We start from the raw sequence: 18,426 nt of genomic DNA on the forward strand, positions 1-18,426 counted from the left end.
GCTACGCAGTTTCCACAGGCCCGCCTCGTCCCTTACGCTATAAGCGTGACTAAGCATTATTTTTCGAACAGCCCCGTTGCGACCGCCGACGAACTGCGCCCCCTCGCCATGGATGTGCGCGGCGTGCACCTTGACATGGTTGTATCAGATGCCGTGTTCTCTTCCCATAAACTCGACCTGGGTACCAAGGCACTCCTGCTTGAAGCACCCGAACCGCCCGAAACCGGCACTTTCCTTGACCTTGGATGCGGGTGGGGGCCCATTTCTATCACGCTCGGCAAACTTAGTCCGCAAGCCAACATTTGGGCCGTGGACATTAACCAGCGCGCCCTCGACCTCACGCGCAAAAACGCGAAACGTAACCACGTAAAACTCTTTGTAGAATTTGCCGATAAGGCCCTTGAAAGGGCCACCAACGAGGGGGTTAAGTTTGACCTCATCTGGTCAAACCCTCCCATCCGCATCGGTAAGCTCGCGCTACAGGAAATGCTCACCAACTGGCTTAGCCTACTATCCGATACGGGCGAAGCCTGGCTGGTAGTGGCACGCAACCTGGGCGCCGATTCTCTCATCAAATGGCTTGGCGAGCAGGGTTGGCAAGCCGAAAAGGCTCACTCGAAGAAGGGCTACCGCATTATTCGCGTTCGCCGTTAACCCTCCCGCGCTACAGCCAGTGCCTGCTCAAGAAGCTCACTGGAGCTACCCTCAATCCACTTAATCCGCTCGTCCCGACGGAACCACTTCATTTGTTTTCGCACCAACTGGCGGGTTGTCAGCTCAATCAGTTCGCGCGCCTCATCCAGCGTGATTTCGCCGCCCAGGTGGCGCATAACCGGCTGGTATCCAGTTGCTTTCACCGCAGTTGGAGTATCAGCAAGCCCCTGCCCCATTAGGTCTTCCACTTCACGCACAAAACCGGCCTCGAGCATCTTTTCCGTGCGAACCGCGATACGTTGATCAAGCTCTTCCAGGCTCCTGCGCACGCCTAACAAGATTGAGGGGCGCACAAACTCACGCTTGGGCATAGTTGCGGAGAACGGCCTGCCGGTCAGCTCAATCACCTCTAAGGCGCGCACCGTACGCCGCTGATCGTTTGGGTGAATCGATTCGGTTGCCTTTGGATCAAGTTCGCGCAGCTTACGGTACAGCGCCGCCTGGCCGCACTGTTCCAGGCTATCCTCTACTCGTGCGCGCACCGCCGGATCCGTTCCGGGAAACTCCATCTTGTCAAAGAGGGCATGAATATAGAGCGCGGAACCGCCCACCGCCACCGCCCGGTTGCCTCTCTGTTCAATCGCTTTTACGTCCTTACGCGCCGACACCTGGTAGCGCGCAACGGAGGCTTCCTGGTGAATATCGAGCACATCGATCTGGTGATGCGGAACTTCGGCCCGCTCCGCAGCTGACGGCTTCGCCGTGCCAATATCCATGCCCTTATACAGCGAAAACGCATCCATCGACACGATCTCTGCGCCCGCCAGCTCACGCGCCAGGTGCAACGCCAAGCTCGATTTGCCAGACGCCGTGGCGCCCACGATTCCTATCAGCACCATGACGCCCTAGCGCAACAGGGGAATGCCCAGACTTACCCGATTAGCCATGTCGGGATTGTCTTGCCGTTCATGCCACACCTGGCCAGCGCGCGTAGGAATGATTTCAAACAGGCCTCCTTGGACACCTGAATCTGCAACCAGATGGTGGGGAGCCGCGTGCGTTACCGCCGCGCGTACCATGTCTCCCGGGCGGAGCTCCCTACCGTACTGGACGCCATCGGGAAGTGCTAGGTGTACCAGCCTGTTATCGCGGGCGCGGCCCGACACGCGATTGCGCGCCTCATCCTTGCGCCCGCCATCCTCAGCGATCAACACCTCGACTTCGCGGCCCTCAAACTTCTTCGAGTCCTCGGTTGTAATCCTCTCCTGCAGTGCCACCAAACGCTCATAACGGTCCTGCATCACGTCGTGAGGCACCTGATCTTCCATATCAGCTGCTGGCGTGCCCGGGCGCGGCGAGTAGAGGAACGTGAACGCCGAGCTAAACCGGGAGTTTTCTACCACCTCAAGGGTCTGCTGGAAATCCTCCTCGGTCTCACCGGGGAAGCCCACAATGATGTCCGTTGTGATTGCCGCGTCGGGAATCGCCTCACGCACGCGCTCCAAGATTCCTTCAAACTTTGCGCGCCGGTATGAGCGGCGCATCATCCGCAACACGCGGTCCGAACCGGATTGTAACGGCATGTGCAGGCTCGGCATAACTGTAGGGGTCTGCGCCATCGCTTCGATTACATCGTCAGAAAATGCCGCCGGATGCGGGCTTGTGAAGCGCACGCGCTCCAATCCTTCAACGCGTCCAACCGCACGTAGCAAGTCGGCAAACGCGCCGCGCTCACCAAAGCTCACGCCGTAAGAGTTCACATTCTGTCCCAGGAGTGTCACTTCCACCGCGCCCTGAGCCACTACAGCCTCAACCTCCGCCAGAATCTCTCCTGGCCTGCGATCTCGTTCCTTGCCTCGCAAATGCGGCACTATGCAGAAAGTACAGGTGTTATTACAACCCACCGAGATGGATACCCATGCCGAGTAAACTGATTCGCGCTTAGTGGGAAGCGTGGACGGAAAGACTTTGAGCGATTCTTCAATCTCCACCGCCGCCTTGCGGTTATGCTCGGCGCGACGCAGTAGCGCGGGAAGCACGTCAATGTTGTGCGTACCGAACACCACGTCCACCCACGGTGCACGCTCCACCACCTTTTCGCGCATCTGCTGCGCCAAGCAACCACCTACAGCAATCTGCATGTCGGGGCGCTCGCGCTTGACTTGGGCGAGCTGACCGAGATTACCAAACAGGCGGTTGGACGCATTCTCGCGCACCGAACACGTGTTGATCACAACAATGTCGGCTCCCCCATCACCCGCTTCAGTGGCGCGGGCCGCCGCCTCGGGAACGGTCTCAACCGGCACGTACCCCTCGGTTTCAAGCAGGCCGGCCATACGCTCAGAGTCATGAACATTCATCTGGCATCCGAGCGTGCGAATCAAATAAGTGCGTGACGTAGTATTCATCGTTCAAGATTGTAGTTAATCAGCTTGAAAGTAACGAACTGACAGGCCTGTGGTTGCACTGGGCGGCGCCGGGCGACACTCGTTGGTGGCCGGTAGGATTGTTGCGGATCACGAAGGAGAGATATGCACCCGGTTCAAACTGTGTACGGCAAGGTCGCTGGTAGCCCCCATCCACTGGATGGAAATGTTTACCGATTTTTAGGTATTCCGTACGCGGCGGCGCCCGTCGGCGAACTTTTTCTGCAGGCTCCTGCACCTCACCCCAGTTGGGAAGGCGTGCGCGATTGCACCACATTGCCGCCCACACCGCAAAAACGACCCTACTCCGACGACGCGATTTTAATTGACCCATCAATCGCGGGTGACGAGATTTTGAACCTCAACATTTTCACTCCCACCAACGCGCAAAATCTGCCGGTTCTGGTATGGATTCACGGAGGCGGTTTCAAATCCGGCGTTGCCGCCTCACCGATGACGGATGGACGAAAATTTGCTGCCCGAGGAGTAGTTGTAGTCTCAATCTCCTACCGCCTTGGCTTTGAGGGATTCGGCTGGCTTGAGGACGGGGCTGCGAATCGTGGTTTCTTGGATCAGCAGGCTGCGCTGAAGTGGGTTCGCGAGAACATCGCCGCGTTCGGAGGCAACCCCAATCAGGTAACCATTGCAGGACAAAGCGCGGGCGGCGGCTCAGTTCTTGCCCACTTGACGGCACCATCATCGCAGCCACTATTTGATCGCGCCATCAGCGAGTCCGGAGTCCTCCCGCCCATGAGCGAGGATATGGCACGTTCCCGCACTAACCTGGTTACCGAATACTTGGACATAGAGCCAACCATCGCTGGGATCAAGAGCGCAAGGGAGCGTCTTATTGAAGCTGAGATAGAAGCTGAACACCGCATCTATGCGCAGTGGCCAGGGGCGGCTCAGTTCGTTGCCGACCGTCTAGCGGGCGGGCCCATGTCGGATTTACCGTTCACGCCCTGGCAGGAAGAAAGTGTTTTGCCGTACACGATTGATGAGGGGGTGGATCGCAGCGTGGGCGCCGACAAACCTCTACTGCTTACGGTCACGACGGAGGAATTCACTGACATTTTGGCGCCTATCGCTAGCGAGCTTGACCCTCTAGATGCGATTGCAGTGCTCACGGAGGGCGGGTTAGCGAACGCGCGCGAGTATGTGAGGGAGCATCCGCGGGCAAATACCACGTCGCTCATCATGGGCCAGCTTGTTTACGACGCAATTTTTGTGTGGCCAGCACAAAGGATCATGCAACGTCGCCGCGCCACAGGAGCGGCCCATACCGCCCTGTATCTATTTGACTGGTGTCCAGCATTAGATGATCCGAGTGTGGATGAAGTGCAGCAGTGGTCTCGGCACTGCATTGACATGGCGTTCGCCTTCGACCTGCTAGAAGAGCCGATGGCGACCCCTCTAGTTGGGGCCACTCCCCCGCAGAGCTTGGCCGACGATATCCACGGCCAGTGGCTTGCCTTTATTCAGGGCGCGGAAGTATCTGGGACACAGGGCTAGAGGAGCTTTAACAGCTCCGCTAACGCCGCCTCGGTTGCGCGGGCCCGAACGCTCGCGCGATTACCCTCGAAGTGGTACAAGCATGCGTGAGACCGTGCCGGTGACCACACCGCGACATACACGGTTCCGGCCGAGTGTCCGTCCGCAGGCCCGGGTCCGGCAACACCGGTAGTTGATACGCCGTAGGTTGAGCCAAACAGACGCGCCACTCCCGCTGCCATCTGGAGCGCAACGTCCGGATCTACCGGGCCATTAGTCTGTAGCAAACCATCATCAACACCAAGAACACTTGCTTTAGTGTGAGTCTGGTAGGTGGTCACGCCTCCGCTCAGACAGTTCGACGCGCCGGGTATATCTGCAATAGCCGCGCTGACTAGTCCGGCAGTGAGCGATTCCGCGGTAGCTACCGAATGTCCTTTACAGGTGAGCTTTTCTACTATCTGAGAGGCAAATGCCATATTGTCTGGGTGATCACCAGATAGATCCGCGAGGACGCCATCCGTATCGCTAATCGGACTTGTATCTAGAAGATCTGGCTCGGCGAAAGTACTTGCGCCGCCCTTGTGGTGTTCTGTGTCATTCATCTTCATCTAGCTCCTGCAAGACCTCGTTCACTACGGAGTAACACACGCTCATTGGGTAGCCTTTACGCGCCAACATGGAAGTGAGGCGACGCACCTGCTTCTGTTTTTCTAAACCTATCGTCGCCCGGGCGCGGCGAGTAGCGATCTCGCGTGCCGATTCTTCCAGTGAAATGTGTTCGACTTCTTTTAGCGCGACATCGATGATCGCAGACGGGATCTGTTTCTTGCGTAGCTGCTCCACGAGGGCTCTGCCAACAAGTCCGCGCTCGTTAAACCTGGTGCGCACAAGCATCTTGGCGTAACGTTCATCATCTACTAAGCCGGCCTCTTCCAGCCGGTCTATGGCAGCCTCTATAGCCTCGGAGGCAAAACCGCGCTCTTTAAGTTTGCTAACCAGTTCTCCGCGAGAACGATCTTGCCTATCCAGTTGCTTTAGAGCCGCCTCTTTTGCCGCCGCAATAGCGTGCTCACCTTCGAGGTTCGCGGCCCATTCACGTCTCTTTTCGCGACGCTTCAGGGCCGCTTCCCGATCCCCACGCTTCTTCTTGCGGCCCTCATCCGGATCGTAAAAAGAAACCATTAGAATCCGGCGTCTTCAGCAGGATCTATTTTTGTACTGGCTTTCTTGCCGCCATTATCGGCCTGCGCATCATCATCCTTAGCGTCTGGAGATGCCGGGTCTTCCTCTTGCCTAATACCAAGCTCAACGAGAATGCGATGCTCGATTTCGTCGGCAAGCTCCGGATTGTCTTTCAAGAACGTACGAACGTTCTCTTTGCCCTGCCCGAGCTGGTCTGAACCGTACGTGAACCAGGAGCCAGACTTCTTAATAATGCCGGTCTCCACGCCCATATCAATGATGGAACCTTCCCGCGAAATACCCAGGCCGTAGAGGATGTCAAACTCCGCCTGCTTGAACGGCGGCGCCATCTTATTCTTCACGATCTTTGCGCGCGTCCGGTTCCCAACCGGGTTGCCCTTTTCTTTCAGCGTCTCGATGCGACGCACATCGATTCGCACCGATGCGTAGAATTTAAGGGCCTTACCACCCGTAGTGGTTTCCGGAGACCCGAAAAACACGCCAATCTTTTCGCGCAGCTGGTTAATAAAGATAGCCGTGGTGCCCGTGGCAGATAGCGCACCCGTGATTTTGCGTAGCGCCTGCGACATGAGGCGAGCCTGCAAACCCACGTGTGAATCCCCCATCTCACCCTCAATCTCCGCCTTCGGAACCAAAGCCGCAACAGAGTCAATAACGATGATGTCAATGCCGCCCGAACGGATCAGCATGTCGGCAATCTCCAGGGCTTGTTCGCCAGTATCCGGTTGGGAGACGAGGAGCGAATCCGTATCCACGCCGAGCTTCTTTGCATATTCAGGATCCAAAGCGTGCTCGGCGTCAATAAACGCAGCGTTTCCACCAGCCTTTTGCGCAGAGGCAACCGCGTGAAGAGCCACCGTGGTCTTGCCAGAGGATTCTGGACCGTAAATCTCAATGACGCGGCCCCGTGGAAGGCCCCCAACCCCAAGCGCAACATCGAGCGCCAACGATCCTGTAGGGATAACCTTGACTGCCGGACGATTATCGTCCCCAAGTCGCATAACTGAACCCTTACCAAACTGCCTATCAATCTGGCTTAGGGCAAGTTCCAATGCCTTATTTCGATCGGGTGCAACAGCCATTTAAGCTCCTTCAAGATCGTGCGCTCTCCGCGCGTTTTACCGGGCTGGTCGAAAAAACGTGTTCCCTCTCCGGGTACGTAAATCATGCTACGACCGACCACGGACATCCTTTTTAAAAGGCACCCGGATGTGGATGCACCCAGGCGAGCATGACCTGTGCACAAGCTTAACTGCCGAACACGTGTTCGACACCTCGACGCGCTAGATAGGGTTGGGATCTACCCCACTATTTCTTTGCGCACACACTTCTTGGCCGCGAAGAGCTTGCCCCTAACCACTTCCCCGCGCCTCAGTCTGCTTCAAAAGCAGGTGGAAGGCCCCAGCTTCGCGGTAGTGCTACACGTAGCACACCGGGCACGGTGTCCACATGGATACGATCGGCGTAGTAGCCTTCCCCATCCAAGGTAAGGACAAGTTCACTGTCCACTGCTTCGATAACGAGGGACGAAGCCTGTTCGTAGGTAGCGATGTGTGCAGGAATGGTCTCTCCGCGGCGGAACTTGCCGAGCAACTTAGCGATTTCAAAAACTTTTAAGGGCCGCGCGGTCAAAATGTTTGCCAGGCCATCATTTAGCTTCGCATCTGGATGCGGCAAGAATCCGCCCCCGTAATACTGCGCATTCCCAATTGCGCACAGCACGTAATCGCGCTGGATGACATCCAGATTGCCATCGCGTTCCAACTTGGCTCGCATGCGCCAGGAACGGTCGGAAGAAAGCGCGTTAAAAACGCCGATCATGTAGCTCATCCCCAAAGTGTTTGGGAACTTTCGCTGGATCTTATCCGCCGTTATCGCGACCTTAGAATCCAAACCTATCGAAATGACATTTACGCTGAAGCGAGAAAACTCCCTTACCTCAACGCCGCGATTATCCCGCACGCTTCCCTGAACGCGGAGCGCATCCATTTTCGTAGAAAACGCGCCGTCCTTTTTGAACGCATCCAAGATCACGGTGGGAGTGGGTGTTCGCCTGCCATAAAGGGTGCGGGCAAGGTCGTTTCCCGAACCGAAGGGCAAGACCAGCATGGCCGCCTCCGTACCGATCAGCCCGTTGGCGGCCTCTGATACGGAACCATCACCACCCGCAATGACAATGAGGACATCACTACCGCTCTCCTTTGCTGCTGCGCGGGCAAGATCGGTAGCATCACCTGGCCCCGTAGTGGGGTTTATGCGAATGTGCGCATAAGGGAAAATCTCGGCGAGGTTGCTGGCTACAACACCAACATTGCGTCGAATTAGGCGGTTGCCGGCCTGTGGATTGTAAATGAATTCAATGCGATTCCATGACCTGTTTTCTGCAACATGCAACTGTGGAACCTTTCCGGAAATACCCGAACTAGTTATCGCAGGACTTTCTCACGCCTGTGCACCCAGCGGGCTTCCTCGCCCATGTCGGTTTCCCTAATCAGTTCATCCCAAATAACTTCGGGGTCCAAACCGCTCATCAGCGCCTGTTCGGCGGTGCCACCCAGTTTTGGGAGGAAGAGGTCGCCCACTATTGACCTGCCGTAGCACGATCCAAAAACAGCTTCGATACTCTTCCAGAACTCTGAGACGGTCATTTAATCAACTCAACAACGTGATCCGGTCACTCAAACTACCATCAACGAGCACGGCAGGAGTAGCCGTTGGAACATCCACAAACTCCAAGGTAGCGATACGGCTTGCAACTTCACGTAGTACCAGTGCAAGTGGCACGCCAAGAGCCTCGCAAATCGCAATCAGGAGTTCTGAAGAAGCTTCCTTCTGGCCTCTCTCAACCTCTGACAGGTAGCCGAGTGAGACTTTTGCATCCGCGGAGACCTCTCGAAGGGTGCGTCCTTGGGTGCGGCGAATTTGGCGCAAAACGTCACCAATCTGCTCCCTCAGGAGCGGCTTGGTGGCACTTTTGTTCTGCATACCTGTACCGTACCTTGCTTCGTTACCCTCTTGCAGTATGGGAGCCCTCATTGTGGATGCGGTACTGCCCACACTACCTCGATTCAACGCGCGCGGAATTACACTATTTGCCGTCATATCAAGGTAAACCAGCGGGCACGAAAATATATTCCAAGCTTAAAAGTGGCGAATACCTCTCCACAGTTTGAAACGCGTTCTACTTTTGCATCTTCATGGCTGCGATCACGTACTGCATCCCCGACCAGACGGTGAGGAACAGCGCAATAGCAAGCAAAATCCAACGAATCACCGCAAGACCAGTCACGTCGAAGAGGGCATTACTGACTCCCAAAACGCCATCCCACGGGAAAACGAGGAAGACGATGAGGAGCATTTGTGACACGGTCTTAGCCTTGCCGCCGGAATTCGCCGCAACTACTACGCCCCGCTTCAACAACCTGGAGCGCATCCAGGTGATGCCGAGCTCGCGCACCGCGACAATCACGGTGAACCACCAGGGCACAAGCCCCGCGACAGATAAAACCACGAATGCGCCTAGCGTTAATGCTTTGTCCGCAATCGGATCCCAAATCTTGCCCCAGTCCGTCACGAGACCGCGTTCGCGCGCAAGCTTGCCGTCAAACAAGTCAGTAAAAGCAGCGACGATAAAGACCACCAGGGCAGTCCACATGGCGCCAACCGACCCGTTTAGAATCAGGATGATAAAAACGGGCACCAGAACAAGACGGATCATTGTCAAAACATTTGGCAGATTCCAAATGTTCTCGCCCTCGTGTACACGCGAGACGTTGTCATCCATCTGCGCCCTGTTCATCATGACTCCTACGCTCTACCTGTCAACTCCCAGGCGTCTTCTGATTCTTCTTCAATAGTATCTGCAGGAACGTCCTCGCCGCGGAGCATAGCCAACACTCGCGGCAACTCTTCTGGCGGGACCAGTACCTCGCGCGCCTTAGAACCCTCAGATGGGCCCACGATTTCGCGTGATTCCAGCAAATCCATGAGGCGGCCGGCGCGGGCGAAGCCGATCCGCAACTTGCGTTGCAACATCGACGTGGAGCCAAGCTGGGTTGAGATCACCAGTTCCGCAGCTTGCAGAAGGTCTTCGAGGTCGTCGCCAATGTCGTCAGCTATCTGGCGCTTCTTTGCCGGAACGATCACGTCCTCACGGTAGACCGGCTTCATCTGCGCCTTAACGTGCTCTACAACATCGCGGATCTCGGATTCGGTGACCCACGCGCCCTGCACGCGCTTTGGCTTACCCTCCCCTTGCGGAAGGTAGAGAGCATCACCCTTACCAATCAGCTTCTCCGCACCACCCTGGTCGAGAATGACGCGCGAATCCTGCATTGAGGATGTGGCAAAGGCCAGGCGTGACGGAATATTCGACTTAATGAGGCCGGTAACAACATCCACAGACGGTCTCTGGGTGGCGAGGACGAGGTGGATGCCTGCGGCGCGCGCCAGCTGCGTGATTCGCTGGATGGAGGCCTCCACGTCGCGCGGGGCCACCATCATCAGGTCGGCGAGCTCGTCAACTACCACGAGCAGGTACGGGTAGGGAGCGAGCTTGCGTTCAGATCCTGCAGGAAGCTCCACTTGACCAGCTAGTATCGCCTTGTTGAAATCATCGACGTGTTTGAAACCGAACTGGGCGAGGTCGTCGTAGCGCTGATCCATCTCTTTCACAACCCATTCGAGAGCCTCGGCAGCCTTCTTTGGATTGGTAATGATAGGCGTGATGAGGTGCGGAATACCCTCATAAATCGTGAGTTCCACGCGCTTGGGATCAACCAAAATCATGCGCACCTGCGCCGGCGTTGCACGCATCATGATCGACGTGATCATGGAGTTAATGAACGAAGATTTACCAGAACCCGTGGCGCCAGCAACCAGCAGGTGCGGGGTCTTCGCAATGTTGGTTACCTCGTATCCACCCTCGACGTCTTTACCCACGCCAACAACTAGCGGATGGTCATCGCTACGGGCCGCGCCAGAGCGCAAAACATCGCCGAGCGCAACAGTTTCCCGGTCCGTGTTGGGAATCTCCACGCCAATCGCTGACTTGCCGGGGATTGGCGACAATATACGCACTTCGGCGGAAGCAACCGCGTAACGAATGTTCTTCTCAAGTTGCGTGATACGCTCCACCTTCACGCCTGCACCCAACGTCACCTCGTACCTAGTTACCGTTGGGCCGCGCGAAAAACCGGTGACCTTCGCATCCACACCGAACTCGTCTAACGTGCCTTGCAACGCGTCCACAACCCAGTCATTTGCAGCCGAACGCTTCTTGTGCGGCGGCCCCTTAATCAGCAGGTCTTCCGGGGGAAGGTTGTAAACCGCCCCATCTTCCAATTCCATCGCCGTTGTGGTGGGAAGATCAGTGGCGCCAGCCGGCATAACCGCAGTCTCCTCCGCCGGCTCATACACTTCGGGTTCAATCAGTTGCGTCTCGTAAGCCGGCAGAGAATTCTCGTAGGCGTCATACTGTTGTGACTGTTCCCCGGAGTATTCCTCTAGGTCAGGTTGGTGCACGTTGGGGGTAGCAAACGCCTCATCGCCGTCATAAGAGTCAATGCGCCCGCTTTTTTTACCGCCCTCGCCGCGGCGGGAAATACGTTCTCGCAGCGCCCTAACACGCTGGGGAACTTCCTTTACCGGCGTTTGCGAATAAACCAGAATTGAATAGGCAAGTAATAGCACAAGCATGATTGCGGCGCCCCAGGTAGAAAGCAACGTCGCCAGCGGATATCCCATGAACCAGCCGAGCACGCCGCCTGCCTCTTCAATCAAATTGAAATCCTGAATTCGCGGATTTCCGCTACTTACATGCACGAGGCCGGTGAGGGCAATCGAAATCCCTAAACTTCCAGCAAACCGGTGCGGCAAGCGGTTGTGCTTGCGCGCGCGGAAGAGTTCAACGGCCCACCACACGAGGGCGATCGGCACCACCACCGAGAAAATACCCACGGCTCCGGCGGCTACGTGGTGGAGGAAAGCACCCGCGCTACCAGAAATGTGGAACCACTCGCGAAGCGCAAAAACTGCGGCCAAAGCGAGTAGTACAAACGCCAGACCGTCACGGCGCAGCTGCACATCGATCGCCAAAAATCCGCGCCAAGCGTTCGCAATACCTCGCCCCATCGAAACGAACATTTCCATCAGCGGCGAACGGTTCGAAGCTACCAACTTCGAAGACTTACTAGTTTTACGCGTGGAACCCTCCCCACGGTTTGATGCTGGAGTCTTAGGCATAGTGATTCCACGCTATCGCAACGAAGGTTTTTGCTATAACGACTCGCCGCCATCTTCCCCAGCAAACGTCATGACATCCGCAATCTCACGCATTGTGGGCACGGGGAAGGCATACGCGTGGGAAACCATCACCGCACCCGCCGCGTTTGCCATTAACAACGCTGCGTGCATGTCTTGGCCCCGAGCCAACGCGCCGCACATCACCGCGATATGGACGTTACCCACACCCGACGTGTCTACCGACCGCGTAGCATATGCCGGCACCTGTTTCAGCTCGCCGGCCACGCCGTCGCGATACTGGCAACCGAGGGACCCCATGCGCGTAACCTGCACGCATTCGGGCTTCAAGTACTCCTCTAGGGTGCGTGCCGGGTCAAGTTCCTTCAACAGACGCGGCAACAGACCCGCCTCGCGCAAGTTCATAGTCAAAACGTCAGCGCGCTGAAGCAGCGGCTCCCACAACTTCGGATCAATGCTATCGAGCATTGGTGAGGGAGCAAGCACCACCTTCACCTTCAGATCAATGCCGCTCACCCAGTTTGCGAAACGTTGTCCGGCCGCACCACCGCTGATTACCGACCCGTGAACAAGCAGGACGTCCCCATCCTCGAACTCGATTGTTTCAATCTGGTCAAGGAGCAGGTCAGATTCGACTCCCGCAGAGACAATCACGGTGTTGTCGCCTTCATCTTCGACCAGCTGGATTGACACGCCAATGTCACCAATCACTTCACCGGTCAGAATCTGAACCCCATTTTCTTCCAGATCCTTACGAATCATGTAAGAGTTCGGGCCGGTGCCTAGCATTGACAACATGCCGGTGGTTACGCCCATGTTGGCCACCGCCACCATGCCAAGGTATCCCCCACCCGGGCTTGAGAGAACCGAACGCGCCGGAATCATAGAGCCACGCTCAGGGAGCTTCTCAATAGCGATCGGCAGGTTCAATACCACCGGCTCGGTTGACAAAAAGCGCGCCAAGTCCCCTCCTACTGCTCTACTACCACGGGGACAATCATCGGACGTCTCCGCAGTTTGCGTCCCACCCAGCGGCCAATCACGCGGCGCATCGCCTGCTGGCACGAGTAGGTGTCAGCCTCAGGATCTTCAAGAGCCGTCGCTAGCGCGTCTCTCACGTCCTGTTCGATCTCTGCAAACACGGAGTCTTCTTCAGCCATACCCACCGATTTGATGGTGGGGCCGGACAAAATCATTTCGTGTTCCAGATCCACAACCGCGTAAATTGAGATGAACCCTTCGGATCCCAGAACGCGGCGGTCTTGTAACTCGGATTCGTCCAATTCGCCCACACTTCGCCCATCCACATAGATGTAAGAGCAAGGGATTGCCCCAACCACGCTGGATTCCCCGTCCTTCAGGTCAACCACCACGCCGTCCTCAGCGAGCATCACGTTGCTTGCCGGCACCCCGGTTTTTACCGCGAGGGCACCGTTAGCAACCAGGTGGCGAACCTCGCCATGGATTGGCATAACGTTCCTCGGCTGAATGATGTTGTAGCAGTATAGAAGCTCACCCGCCGCGGCGTGGCCCGACACGTGAACCTTCGCATTTGCCTGGTGCACAACTTTCGCACCTAGCCTGGTGAGCCCATTGATCACGCGGTAAACCGAGTTTTCATTCCCCGGAATAAGGGAGGAGGCGAACACCACGGTGTCGCCCGGGCCAACCTCAACAAAGCGGTGCGTTCCCCGCGCAATACGACCCAGGGCCGCCATCGGTTCACCCTGCGAACCGGTAGCCATGTATACCCGCTGCTCGGGTCCCAACTGCGCGATCTGTTTGCTGGTCACAATCACGTCATCTGGAATGTCAAGGAACCCCAGTTCCGACGCAATCCGCATGTTGCGTTCCATGCTTCGTCCGATCAAAGCTACCTTGCGGCCCGTCATCACAGCGGCGTCAAAAACCTGTTGCACGCGGTGCACGTGCGACGCAAACGAGGCCACCACAATCTGTCCCGTAGCACGCAGGAACACGTCCTCAAGAACCGGACCAATCTCACGCTCCGGAGTAACAAAACCAGGAACCTCAGCGTTAGTTGAATCTACTAAGAACAAGTCCACGCCCTCCTCGCCAAATCGGGCGAATGCTCGCAGATCCGTCAAGCGGCCATCGAGTGGAAGCTGATCCATCTTAAAATCGCCGGTAATCAGTGCAGTGCCCGCAACCGTGCGAATAAACACCGCAAGAGCATCTGGAATGGAATGCGTGACAGACACAAACTCAAGGTCAAAACCGCCCAGCTCCACCCGATCGCCCGCAGCAACCACGTTCAGATCAAAACCCTCAATCCGATGCTCATCCAGCTTAGGACGTACAAAAGCGAGAGTCAGTTCCGAACCGTAAATGGGAATATCGCCCCGCAACTTCAGCAGGTACGGAACCGCCCCAATGTGGTCCTCATGTCCGTGAGTTAGCACCATGCCAACTACGTCATCCAGGCGCTCCTCAATGTAGCTAAAATCGGGTAGAATCAGATCCACGCCCGGCTGAATCTCTTCGGGGAAAAGTACCCCGCAGTCAACGATCAAAAGCTGCCCATTCAGCTCAAAAACCGTCATATTACGGCCGATGTCCTTTAACCCTCCCAAAGGAACAACGCGTAAAGTATCAGGTTCTAGGTTCGCTGGCTTCGGAAGAGAATCGTATAAAGACATCATGCTTCAATTGTGCCACGACTTAGCCGCAGCGGCTAACCACTCACAAAAGCTCGAGGTTCTCCATAGCGCGACGCATGCGGTCTAGTTCCTCGTCCAGGGCCGGAACGAGCGGCAAACGCAAGCGATCACTTTCAATGATCCCCATCATGTGCACCGCAGCCTTCGCCATGACCGCGCCCTGACCTCCACCCATGATCGCGTCAATCAGCGGCGTGAGTGTGCGCTGAATGTTTCGAGCAGTGACGATATCGCCCTCGTTAATCGCATCGATCTGCTTCCTAAAGAACGCGCCAGCAACGTGGCCAACCACAGAAATGATGCCCGAAGCACCCTGCGCCATCAGCATGCAGTTCAAACCGTCATCGCCCGAATAGTACGATATACCCGTGCGGTTCATTCGCTTGATAGCCTGCTCCGGCTTGCCGGTGGCGTCCTTCACTGCAACGATGCGTTCATTTTGCGCAAAGTAGTCAAGCGTCTCATCTGAAAAAGCAAGGCCGGTGCGCCCCGGAATGTCGTATAGGACCACGGGAAGAGTGGTTTCGCTCAGGATCGCATCAACGTGAGCGCGCAAACCCCGCTGGGACGGGCGATTGTAGTACGGGGAGACCACTAACAGGCCATCCGCACCGTGCTCCTGCGCATTCACAGCCATGCGCACCGCGTGAGCCGTGTCATTAGAGCCGGCACCGGCAAGCACAAACGCGCGCTCGCCCACGGCTTCAACAACCGCGTCAGTCAAATCGTTCTTTTCCGGCTGGTACGTGGTTGGAGCCTCGCCGGTAGTGCCGGAAATGAGAATACAGTCCACGCCTGTATCAACCAGGTGCTTGGCGAGGCGCTGCGCGGAATCAGTATCTAAAGAGCCATCCTCGTGGAACGGCGTAACCATCGCTACGGACTGCTGACCAATCGGGTGCTTAACTTCACTCATGATGCCATGCTAGCCATCACAGTTTCGAAATCCAGTAAGTGTCCGCTAATTGAACTAACGATTACAATCGTTGGTTAAAACTTTGCCCACCACAGGTGTTCAACCACGTGGTGGGGGCCCACCTTTAGCTTGCGCATAATGCCAGCCGGTCCAAAGCCGGCCTCCTGGAAGAAACGAATCTTCTGGCCGTCTCCCGCCACAATCCACACGCGAATGTTCTTCGCGCCTTCTTCTTGCGCCAAATCGGAAACCGCCGCGAGGAGCCTCGACCTGTGGCCCTGGCCCTCATACTTAGGATCGACCTCCAGAGCGATGATCTCCGTGCCCCCCTCATCTAAACCGTCCACGCCCGGCACGGGCTGCGCGGGCACAGCCCCCGCAAAACCGGCTACGAGGTGGGAATCCAGGGCCGTCAAGATCCGAAAACCAGGCGTGGGAGGGGCCGCGATAGACTCGCGCCATGAGGCCGCCATTGCAACTTGATCCAATGCGGCACCAACTTGCGGATCGAGAGGCCCGCCTATGCCTTCGGCTAACGAAGTCAACATTCCTGTAGCTTGGATCCGCGCGATCGCAGGGGCATCATCGGGCGTACTTGGCCGCACCGACCTATCCGCGTTCAACGCACTCTTGTGCTGGAAGCTATCCAAATTTCGTACCCAAACTACAGGTCAAGCAAATGTTCGAGGCCAGCTGTTACGCCCGGCGTATCCGCGATCTTACGCACAGCTAGTAACACGCCCGGCATGAATGATGCTCGATCAAACGAGTCGGTGCGAATTGTGAGAACCTCGCCGGGATTGCCCAACAGAACTTCTTCCGTTGCGGTCATCCCACGCAAACGCAGAGCATGTACAGGCACACCCTCATAGCGAGAGCCGCGCGCTCCTTGCGGATCAGTTTGCGTGGCGTCCGGCATCGGCGCGCAACCAGCCTGCTTGCGCGCCCGCGAAATCTTCTGCGCGGTAGCAACAGCTGTACCGGAGGGCGCATCAACCTTATTTGGATGGTGTATCTCCACGATCTCAACTGACTCAAACAGGGGCGCTGCCTTGGCCGCGAACTCCATAGCTAAAACAGCTGACAGTGCGAAGTTCGGGGCGATAAACACGTTCGCGGCGCTCTTTGCCTGAGCCGCGCGTACCCGTTCCAACTCCTCATCGCTCCAACCGGACGTGCCCACCACTGCGTGGACTCCCGCTGCCAGCAGATCAAGAACATTTTGCAACTTTACGCTCGGAACCGTGAACACCACGGCCACGCTCGCACCGGCCAGCGACTGCTCGTTAATCGCATCGCCCGCATCTAGCCTGGCCACGACCTCCATGTCGCCGGCAGCCTCGACGGCTGTACACACCGTGGAGCCCATCCGGCCCTTCGCACCAATCACCGCAACTTTAACCATGACAACAGCCTATCTTTACGCCCAGATTTCCTCGACCACAGGCCACTAAATGGGCATCACCACAGATCGGCACGTGGGCTGATCGAGGAGCAACTGAGCCAGATCAGCCACGTCAGCGCGCGTGATCGCATTAATGCGAGACAGCGTAAGCTCCAGTGGGATGAACCTACCGTGCACCACCTCCGCGCGCCCCAGGCGCGCCATGCGGGCACCCGAATCCTCCAAACCCAGAGCCATAGCCCCGCGCAACTGGCCCTTCACCCGGGCGAGCTCCGCCTCAGTTGGGCCGGCCGTAGCCAGATCCACCAGCTGCTCGCGCATAAGCTGCTCAACCAAATCCACATTCTTCGGCGCGCAACCTGCGTACATCCCAAAATGACCGTAATCAACATAAGCCGTGTCAAACGCGTACGTGGTGTAAGCCAGCCCACGCCGCTCCCGAATCTCTTGGAACAGGCGGCTGGACATCGACCCGCCCAAAATACTCAGCAATACGGCCATCGTCGGGCGACGGTCATCGTTAGCGTTGATAGACCGGCCCCCCAAAAGAACGTGGGCCTGCTCCCCCGGCTTTTCCTTGCGTATCTCGCGATCATCGAATTCCGGCTGGCCTTGATTGCAAGTACGCGTAGACAGCGGGAGCGCAGCCGGATCCAAATCCCAGCCCGCTGTAGCTAGCGCCCCGCCAACGAGTTCGCACAGCTCCGCATGATCCACAGCTCCCGCCGCGACAATCACAAGCGAGGACGGCTGGTACTTATCGTGGTAATACCCCACCACGGCATCGCGCTGGGCAGCCGAAACCGTCTCTATCGATCCACCAATAGGACGGCCAAGCGGGTGATCGCCGTATATCGCCTGCGCAAAATTCTCATGCACGATCTCCACCGGATCATCATTACCCATCGCGAGCTCATCCAAAATCACGCCCCGCTCGCGCTCAAACTCGGCCTCGTCAAGCAGTGAAGACGACATCATATCCATTAGCACGGCCACCGACATTGGCAGATCTTCTGCCAGCGTCCGCGCCCAGTAATACGTGTACTCCTTCGTTGTTGCCGCATTCGACTCGCCGCCCACCTCGTCAAACGCATTTGCAATATCCTGCGCTGAACGGGTGGGGGTGCCCTTAAACAACAGATGCTCCAAGAAATGCGTCGAACCGGCCTGCGTGGGATCCTCATCGCGCGAACCAACCGGACACCATGCCGACAGCGAAACCGAACGCTGCGCCGGCACGTGCTGGGACAACACCCGAACTCCACCGGGCAAAATGGTGCGCCGAATCAGAGTCTCATCATCGAGCAACGTAATAGCTGCGCGCTCATCAGTAGAACAAACCAGCGGAAGATCAGAAATCTCAAGCACCCGCGAAATCCTATCCAA

Annotated in this window: 18 protein-coding genes; 2 read left to right on the forward strand and 16 right to left on the reverse strand. The window is 56.9% G+C overall.

Annotated features, from left to right (window positions below; all coding sequences use genetic code 11):
* Positions 1–45: 45 nt before the first annotated feature.
* Positions 46–654, forward strand: coding sequence for a class I SAM-dependent methyltransferase (locus HMPREF9238_RS01655; protein WP_016443700.1), 609 nt, complete (start codon positions 46–48; stop codon positions 652–654).
* Here HMPREF9238_RS01655 and miaA read toward each other — a convergent pair.
* Positions 651–1,553, reverse strand: a complete 903-nt coding sequence (gene miaA, locus HMPREF9238_RS01660; protein WP_016443701.1) for a tRNA (adenosine(37)-N6)-dimethylallyltransferase MiaA — start codon at positions 1,551–1,553, stop codon at positions 651–653. The genes HMPREF9238_RS01655 and miaA overlap by 4 nt on opposite strands.
* 6 nt (positions 1,554–1,559) lie before the next feature.
* The gene (gene miaB, locus HMPREF9238_RS01665; RefSeq protein ID WP_040316430.1) at positions 1,560–3,062 is read right to left on the reverse strand and encodes a tRNA (N6-isopentenyl adenosine(37)-C2)-methylthiotransferase MiaB; all 1,503 of its coding nucleotides are present in this window, start codon (positions 3,060–3,062) and stop codon (positions 1,560–1,562) included.
* A gap of 123 nt (positions 3,063–3,185) precedes the next feature.
* Here miaB and HMPREF9238_RS01670 point away from each other — a divergent pair, with 123 nt between their 5' ends.
* Positions 3,186–4,592 (forward strand): carboxylesterase/lipase family protein, encoded by a 1,407-nt coding sequence (locus tag HMPREF9238_RS01670; RefSeq protein ID WP_016443703.1) that lies wholly within the window; start codon positions 3,186–3,188, stop codon positions 4,590–4,592.
* On the opposite strand, the gene HMPREF9238_RS01675 is transcribed toward HMPREF9238_RS01670, so the two are convergent.
* From HMPREF9238_RS01675 to HMPREF9238_RS01740, 14 genes are all read right to left on the reverse strand, one after another.
* Entirely contained in the window at positions 4,589–5,176 is a 588-nt protein-coding gene (locus tag HMPREF9238_RS01675; RefSeq protein WP_016443704.1) for a CinA family protein, read from the reverse strand. The two genes, HMPREF9238_RS01670 and HMPREF9238_RS01675, sit on opposite strands and share 4 nt — an antisense overlap.
* Positions 5,169–5,756: a regulatory protein RecX gene (locus HMPREF9238_RS01680; RefSeq protein WP_016443705.1), complete on the reverse strand. Its 588-nt coding sequence runs from the start codon at positions 5,754–5,756 to the stop codon at positions 5,169–5,171. Before HMPREF9238_RS01680 ends, HMPREF9238_RS01675 begins: the two co-directional genes overlap by 8 nt.
* On the reverse strand, positions 5,756–6,859 hold the full coding sequence (recA, locus tag HMPREF9238_RS01685; protein WP_016443706.1) for a recombinase RecA: 1,104 nt from the start codon (positions 6,857–6,859) through the stop codon (positions 5,756–5,758). The genes HMPREF9238_RS01680 and recA overlap by 1 nt, the downstream gene beginning before the upstream one ends.
* A gap of 289 nt (positions 6,860–7,148) precedes the next feature.
* A complete protein-coding gene (locus HMPREF9238_RS01690; RefSeq protein ID WP_016443708.1) occupies positions 7,149–8,171 on the reverse strand; it encodes a diacylglycerol/lipid kinase family protein in 1,023 nt (340 codons plus the stop codon).
* 32 nt (positions 8,172–8,203) lie between these two features.
* Positions 8,204–8,425 carry a DUF3046 domain-containing protein gene (locus HMPREF9238_RS01695; protein ID WP_016443709.1) on the reverse strand — a complete coding sequence of 74 codons (222 nt, stop codon included), beginning with the start codon at positions 8,423–8,425 and terminating at the stop codon, positions 8,204–8,206.
* Positions 8,426–8,429: 4 nt separating this feature from the next.
* Entirely contained in the window at positions 8,430–8,762 is a 333-nt protein-coding gene (locus tag HMPREF9238_RS01700) for a helix-turn-helix domain-containing protein (protein WP_016443710.1), read from the reverse strand.
* Between the two features lie 196 nt (positions 8,763–8,958).
* Positions 8,959–9,579: a CDP-diacylglycerol--glycerol-3-phosphate 3-phosphatidyltransferase gene (gene pgsA / locus HMPREF9238_RS01705; RefSeq protein WP_232217584.1), complete on the reverse strand. Its 621-nt coding sequence runs from the start codon at positions 9,577–9,579 to the stop codon at positions 8,959–8,961.
* A 5-nt stretch (positions 9,580–9,584) separates the two neighbouring features.
* Positions 9,585–12,020 carry an FtsK/SpoIIIE family DNA translocase gene (locus HMPREF9238_RS01710; RefSeq protein ID WP_016443712.1) on the reverse strand — a complete coding sequence of 812 codons (2,436 nt, stop codon included), beginning with the start codon at positions 12,018–12,020 and terminating at the stop codon, positions 9,585–9,587.
* A gap of 33 nt (positions 12,021–12,053) precedes the next feature.
* Entirely contained in the window at positions 12,054–13,001 is a 948-nt protein-coding gene (locus HMPREF9238_RS01715; protein ID WP_016443713.1) for a PfkB family carbohydrate kinase, read from the reverse strand.
* An 8-nt stretch (positions 13,002–13,009) separates the two neighbouring features.
* The gene (locus HMPREF9238_RS01720) at positions 13,010–14,701 is read right to left on the reverse strand and encodes a ribonuclease J (protein WP_016443714.1); all 1,692 of its coding nucleotides are present in this window, start codon (positions 14,699–14,701) and stop codon (positions 13,010–13,012) included.
* A gap of 40 nt (positions 14,702–14,741) precedes the next feature.
* On the reverse strand, positions 14,742–15,635 hold the full coding sequence (dapA, locus tag HMPREF9238_RS01725) for a 4-hydroxy-tetrahydrodipicolinate synthase (protein WP_016443715.1): 894 nt from the start codon (positions 15,633–15,635) through the stop codon (positions 14,742–14,744).
* A gap of 74 nt (positions 15,636–15,709) precedes the next feature.
* A complete protein-coding gene (locus tag HMPREF9238_RS01730; RefSeq protein ID WP_156824363.1) occupies positions 15,710–16,183 on the reverse strand; it encodes a GNAT family N-acetyltransferase in 474 nt (157 codons plus the stop codon).
* 116 nt (positions 16,184–16,299) lie between these two features.
* Positions 16,300–17,040 (reverse strand): 4-hydroxy-tetrahydrodipicolinate reductase, encoded by a 741-nt coding sequence (dapB, locus tag HMPREF9238_RS01735; protein ID WP_016443718.1) that lies wholly within the window; start codon positions 17,038–17,040, stop codon positions 16,300–16,302.
* A 45-nt stretch (positions 17,041–17,085) separates the two neighbouring features.
* Positions 17,086–18,408 (reverse strand): M16 family metallopeptidase, encoded by a 1,323-nt coding sequence (locus tag HMPREF9238_RS01740; protein ID WP_016443719.1) that lies wholly within the window; start codon positions 18,406–18,408, stop codon positions 17,086–17,088.
* Positions 18,409–18,426 lie beyond the last annotated feature (18 nt).

This window comes from Gleimia europaea ACS-120-V-Col10b, assembly GCF_000411155.1.
Taxonomy (GTDB): Bacteria; Actinomycetota; Actinomycetes; order Actinomycetales; family Actinomycetaceae; genus Gleimia; species Gleimia europaea_B.